The following is a 6,151-nucleotide window of genomic DNA, read 5'->3' as shown; positions in this document are numbered from 1 at the left end:
CTGCGGATTGAGCATAAGGTAAGCTGAACAGGGGAAGATTAGAGTCATAGCAAGGGATTTCGGGTTTTGGAAAAAGCATCCAGCCAAAACATTTTTGGCGGTAAACATCCGAATTGGATGTTTCTAAGCCTATAAACTTCAGAATAGTAAACCAACTGATACCACTTATTTATTGGTTCTCCAAAACCAATGAAGGAGTGGTATTTTTTATGACCGATTTTGATTTTCAACTGGACAATTTCATGATTTATTGTTCGTCTAAAAACCTTTCACGTAAGACTTTGGCAAGTTACGAGCAGACGTTAAAGCTGTTCGGTAAGTACTTGCAAGAGCATTTCAAGATTGAAGAGGTTAAGAAAGCTCAGTCGGGTCTTATCCGACAGTACATTAAGTATTTGCGTGAGCGGGGCAAATACACCGTTGTAAACAAAGTGGAGTCGAAATATAAGAACCATCCTGAAAATCGAACAGACTATAAAAAAGATATCTCAATGACGACAATAGCAAATTACGTTCGCAACATCAAAGTGTTTTTCAATTATCTTGACGAGGTGGAACGCGAGATACCGAAGAATCCAGTCGAAAGCGAAGAGAACCCAAAGGTTCAGCGGAAGGTCAAGAAAATTTTGACGGCAGAAGAAATCAAGAAGGGTGGCTACATCGACTACGCCGTATTTGATCGCTACTGCCGGGTTGAGATTTTCTTCGTGACCCGCCTGAAGAGCAATACGCAACTCGAGCCCATGGAGGAGATGGATGTGCCCGCAGGCAGTTTGGTATCGGCCGATTGCCTCGTCCGAAGCGGCTCCCAGCAGCAGCAGCAGAAGAAGCATGCTCTGCAAATGGTTCAGACCGAAGACTCGCAAGGGAACCTGCTCTTTCTGGTAACCAACCGCTTCGACTTGACGTGTGATGAAATTAGTGAGAGGTACCGTAGCCGCTGGGCAATCGAGACCTTTTTCAAATGGATGAAGCAGCACTTGCAGATTAAGCATCTTTATAGGACGAGTGAACAGGCCGTTACCAATCAGATTTGGATCGCACTCGCATGCTGTTTACTCGTGCTGGTGAAGCTGGAAACGGACCGAAAAATGCCTCTAGCTTCATGTAGATCAATATACTACTCAGGATTGAATTGCTTCGTTAACCGAAATAATGCGACCGAAAGTGAGTGACTCGCTGCTTGATTGAATTTACGCAGGAATGTCCGATTCAAATCGGGAATATCCCTGATACGCCGTTTATAGGCGATCTGATTAACGATTGGAACGATAATCAACATTCCGTTTTCGATGTGGAAAATGTCCTTCTGTCGTAAATCCAACAGTTTTTTTGCTCTAGGATGTTTACCGTTTCGTCTTCTTGTAGCCCCGCCGTTATCATGACTGTATTTCCCACGGATTTACCCTTGATAATGTAATATGGCGTTTCGAACTTAGTGCCTTTTGCTAGTTGATGAGTCGATATTTGCATTTGCAGAAGTCACCTCCTCAGATATAGTGACTAATGTACACACCAATCAGCCCCTATGCTACGGACATTAGCACAAGCAGCCTTTAGTAAAGGCACATACTTTGATACGGATACTCATTATGTAAAAGGGGTCGGCTGAATATGGTTGGATTTATAACTAAAAAAGAATGTAAGCAAATCGTTACAAAACAACTTAGTGGTAACGTTCCTGAAACAAAGTTATACAACGAGTCCATGCTATTGACGATGTTGAATAAGTACAAAATGGTCTATGTCAAGCCAAATAGGGGAACTGGTGGCAAGGCATCATACGTGTGGAAATGCTAGGGCAAGGTTCTTATAAATACCAACTAAATACTGTCACAAGGACGTTCAACTCCATTAATAGTATGACTAATTCCATCCATAAGAAAACGAAAAGCGAAAAATATGTGATTCAACATGGAATCCATTTACTGCGGCACAACAACCGACTTTTTGACCTTAGGATTATGGTGCAGAAAAACCCAAAAGGCAAATGGGAAACGACAGGTGTGATCGGTCGATTAGGCCATCCGAAAAAGATTGTAACTAACGTTTGCCAGGGCGGTAACTCCAAACCAATTGATGTACTGCTAAAAAAGCACATAACCGATGTTACTGAATAGACCAAACGGTTGAAAAGTTTTGGGTATCGAGCAGCACGACAGTTAAATAAGACGTTCCCATGAATTAAGGAATTAGGCTATGATGCCGGCATAGACCGAAATTTACACCCATGGATTCTAGAAGCTAGCCCTCAACCGGCAATCTATGGATTCAAAATGTTGAAAGATAAGAGCATCTATCAGAAAATTTGTAGGTATCAAAAAGCGTATGGTCGTCAGTAAGTTATTGATCTCCACTGTTAGAGTCGATAAGTGAGGTTGGTGAAAATGTGAATATTTTAATGTTCGTTTCGCAGTTAAATACTGGAGGAACCGAAAAATACATTCATTCTGTTTCCCGATATTTAATATCAAAAGGGTTTCGAATTGGCGTTGTTACTATGGGAGGGCCACTTTTAAATTCGTTTAAAAAAGCAGGGATTACTGTTCACCTTCTATCCCCAAAAAAAGAATCGTTAGTAGAACGAATATCCTTATTATCCTTGATAATTTCCAAAGGAAGGTACGGGCTTATACACGCCCATGATTCAATGTCATTTCGATATGCAGCAATTTTGCATCGACAATATAAAATACCATTGATTGCTACTGTTCATGGTACTTATCATAAACAATCTGTTTTGTTAGCTACTTCAAAAGTGGCAAAACATCTCATTGCTGTTTCGCCAAATTTATCAAACTGGTTGGTTAGACACATGAAAATTTTTTCCAATAAAATCCTAATTATACCTAATGGGATCGATACTCTAACATTCAATTCGAGATCTAATAAAAAAAAGTGGAGAAAAGCACTTACTTTACCACTATCTGCCCAGATTCTTGTTTATGCTGGAAGATTCTCATCTGACAAATTGCCCATAGCAAAAAAAGTGATCTTGGCATCAGAGATTGTTGCAAAAAATAACCTTAATTTTGTAGCTGTTTTATTTGGCCCTGGTTCTTCCGTGACGAGATCAAAACTCGTAGAACTTGCTGCTAAAGCTAACCGCCGTCTTGGTAGACGAGCAATATATATTCGTCCTCCCTTATCAGACATACAACATGCTTATTATGCAGCAGATGTCATTGTGGGGACAGGGCGTGTTGCACTTGAAGCCATGGCGTGTGCAAGACCAGTTATCGCGACAGGAGTTGCGGGATACTGCGGTGTAGTAGAGCCTAAGAATATAAACGAAATAATTCGAGTTCACTTTGGCGATCATGGAGCTATTGTATCTATTACTGTTAAAAAGCTATCGGAAGATGTCAATAGCATATTAAGTAGTCCCCGTAGGGCTCGATTATTAGGTGAATTTGGTGCGAAAACAGTGAAGGACAGATTTTCAATACAAAAAGTTGGTTCTCAGCTTATTCAAGCGTATATGAAATAACGTCACGAATCCAACCCGTTCCGAATACGATGTATTGTCGAACTCGTGAATTACCCTCCGCGACTTCTTTTCACATAGCGGAACCGTGCAACGGCGTCTTGTTGGACGGTTTCTTTATTTTTTCTACAGCGACAAATTGACCCATCGAATTCCGACACCCTATCTTTGTTGAATGGTATTACAATAAAGTCTTTGCTCCCGCTTGAATCGCGTCGATTTACATATAAGACAAAGTATATCAAGTAATAAGAAATGCAATGAAGGGATTTGACATTACTACGAAAATCGCTTAACTTGTTCTTAGGCGATTTTGCCCGTAATTAATCCTACTGGAACCCGATAAATATTTGGTTTTGGTAGGTTGTCTATCATTAAAGAAATAAGTCCCAAATAATGACTTCATTCCCTCAATACTCTTGATGCACAGGGCATCGGCAACATTGATTCGATTTCATTTATCTTCGGCTATACAATTAACATCAGCAAGTCGAAACCGACCAATAGCGAATTGCCTATACCGTTTGTTATTGGATTGTGATAGACCAATAACAAACGGTATTTTATTTTTCAAAAAATTTCTCGCTTGTAGTCGTACAATTAAACCATTGTTATAATGGGATTATGGGCATACGGCTGCTAAATACTACGAATGAATAAGGTGGAGTATTCATGACTTGGATGCTTGATAGCGTATATGATCGAAACAAAGATGCGCCTTACACTTTTTATTTGCCTAGCCCTCCAATGTTAAATCTGTTACAGGCGGGGGATCTTGTGAAATTGATTTTTTTGTCCGATGAGGAGCACGAGCAATTTATTGGCGAAAGAATGTGGGTTGAAATTGTGGAGCGTAATGAGGACAACTTCAAGGGCTTGCTCAGAAATATACCATCTTACATAACTGAACTAAGCTATGGGCAAGAAATTCAATTTACGTGTGAGCATATATGCGATACGAAGCTGGATGATCCAGAAGCGAGCAAATGGAATTATTATATGGATACAAAAATCGTAATGACCCGAGATGCTCTAGAAAAGAGAAGCTTCAATCTTATGCTGAAAGATGAACCGAATGAAGAAAATCATTTAGGCTGGATCTTTTTTAGCGGCCATGAACCTGAAGGATACAATGGGAATCTGGAGAATTACCAAATTGTATCACTTGGAGCGGCGCTTAATATCGACGATTCTTTTTTAGCATTTGTAGATGACGAACCGTTTTCTGCATATGAACGAAATACCGAGACGGGCAAATTTAATAAATTGATCGATTATGATTGGGGTTGATTTTCAAGTTGGATAGTTAAAATCGAACATTATTCATTAGAGAATCTGGGATTCTAATTGACCGTCTCTCTTTCAAAGTTAGATTGTCTCACTTAGCATAGAGGAGCTCTCTTTTTCATCAGACAAATCGCTGCACTTCTCCGTAAAATCAGGCAAGGCAAGGCGGAAGCGTTCAAACGGGATTGATAAAAATTCGATTCTTTTTCTAATTCGGGCTTGTTTCCCAGGGTCATCATGATAAAACATGAATTGATCTATATTTTTATCCAGCTTCTCTCTAAGTGTTAAAATAAAACCGATCGCGATATGGGTTTGAGCCAATTCTTGCAAATCGGCAGCAAGCGCTTCGCTTAAGCTGCGCATGTTTGGAAGCTTTAAAGATTTTTGAATGAAAAACGAATCGGGCGTGTAATCTACGCGGTAGTCCTGTCCAGGCACTTGATCCCAAAACTCATGCCACGTTTGTAAAAATCCCGTTTCATAAAGAACATATTTAATAAACCCACATAACCATGCGGTACAGCTTGTATTGCGGCGCTGGCATCCAACCCGATCTGAAAGATGTCGGCAGCCGCTGCAGCAGGAACCGCTATTTGAAATGCAAACTTTGCAAATATGGTCAGAACCTATGGCTTGCAGGGAGGCCATTCCAAGGTCAATGACCACTTGCTTGCTTATTTTTTGTGGTCCTTCATCAAGGATTAGCGAATTTTCTATAGATGGTGGTTGAATCGTAAAGCCGGGCATTCGAATCCTTTCCTCTCCTGTGAATCATTTTAAAATCAAATATTCAAAAGTATGAATATAATGAGTATTATACGCGCAATGAAAACAATCAACAAGCCTACATCGTTTTCAATCATTTCCGGATGTGTGCTATGATATTCATATATTCAAAAGTTTAATAGTAGGGAGCAGTTTATGAATCAGCATATTCAACAGTTTAAAGCCGATTTTTATAAAGCTTTGGCTCATCCGATGAGAATCCGCATCCTCGAAGTGTTAAGCGAAGGGGAAAAGAACGTAAACGAGCTGCAAAGCATTTTAGGATCGGAAGGTTCCGCCGTATCGCAGCAATTGGCTGTTTTACGCAACAAAAATGTTGTCCACAGTGTGAAAGAAGGCACCTCGGTCATTTACTCCTTGCGAGATCCATTAATTAAGGACTTATTGTCGGTAACGAAACAGATTTTTGACAATCATCTCGTCGACGCTATTTCCTTGCTGGAAAACATTCGTAAAGAACCATAATTGAAAAAACAAGGGAATCCGTGAGCAACAATTAGGAAAACCTTGTTTTTTTGCATTTTATAACGACTTATTCGGATCCTCGACTGATTAGTGTGTTTGACATAAAGGGAGTACAGGAGTATC

6 protein-coding genes and 1 pseudogene are annotated in these 6,151 nt (G+C 40.0%); 6 read left to right on the top strand and 1 reads right to left on the bottom strand.

What is annotated here, in order from left to right:
* Nucleotides 1-209: 209 nt before the first annotated feature.
* From ABEW34_RS07465 to ABEW34_RS07445, 5 genes and pseudogenes are all read left to right on the top strand, one after another.
* Complete coding sequence (locus ABEW34_RS07465; protein WP_430156587.1) at nt 210-1,175, top strand: transposase; 966 nt, start codon at nt 210-212, stop codon at nt 1,173-1,175.
* An 8-nt stretch (nt 1,176-1,183) separates the two neighbouring features.
* The gene (locus tag ABEW34_RS07460; RefSeq protein ID WP_430156585.1) at nt 1,184-1,318 is read left to right on the top strand and encodes a hypothetical protein; all 135 of its coding nucleotides are present in this window, start codon (nt 1,184-1,186) and stop codon (nt 1,316-1,318) included.
* A gap of 296 nt (nt 1,319-1,614) precedes the next feature.
* A pseudogene (locus ABEW34_RS07455) lies at nt 1,615-2,342 on the top strand (YheC/YheD family protein).
* A gap of 47 nt (nt 2,343-2,389) precedes the next feature.
* Entirely contained in the window at nt 2,390-3,490 is a 1,101-nt protein-coding gene (locus ABEW34_RS07450; protein WP_430156583.1) for a glycosyltransferase, read from the top strand.
* Nucleotides 3,491-4,159: 669 nt separating this feature from the next.
* A complete protein-coding gene (locus tag ABEW34_RS07445; RefSeq protein WP_430156579.1) occupies nt 4,160-4,777 on the top strand; it encodes an immunity protein Imm33 domain-containing protein in 618 nt (205 codons plus the stop codon).
* 78 nt (nt 4,778-4,855) lie between these two features.
* Here the strand turns inward: ABEW34_RS07445 and ABEW34_RS07440 are convergent, their stop codons facing one another.
* Nucleotides 4,856-5,524 (bottom strand): hypothetical protein, encoded by a 669-nt coding sequence (locus tag ABEW34_RS07440; RefSeq protein ID WP_430156576.1) that lies wholly within the window; start codon nt 5,522-5,524, stop codon nt 4,856-4,858.
* A 174-nt stretch (nt 5,525-5,698) separates the two neighbouring features.
* On the opposite strand from ABEW34_RS07440, the gene ABEW34_RS07435 reads away from it, so the two are divergent.
* The gene (locus ABEW34_RS07435; RefSeq protein ID WP_056028951.1) at nt 5,699-6,028 is read left to right on the top strand and encodes an ArsR/SmtB family transcription factor; all 330 of its coding nucleotides are present in this window, start codon (nt 5,699-5,701) and stop codon (nt 6,026-6,028) included.
* Nucleotides 6,029-6,151 lie beyond the last annotated feature (123 nt).

The sequence above is a fragment of the Paenibacillus algorifonticola genome, assembly GCF_050481745.1.
In the GTDB taxonomy this organism is placed as follows: Bacteria; Bacillota; Bacilli; order Paenibacillales; family Paenibacillaceae; genus Pristimantibacillus; species Pristimantibacillus algorifonticola_A.
Note: the sequence above shows the minus strand (reverse complement) of the source record. Positions and strands in the feature narration are given on the sequence as shown.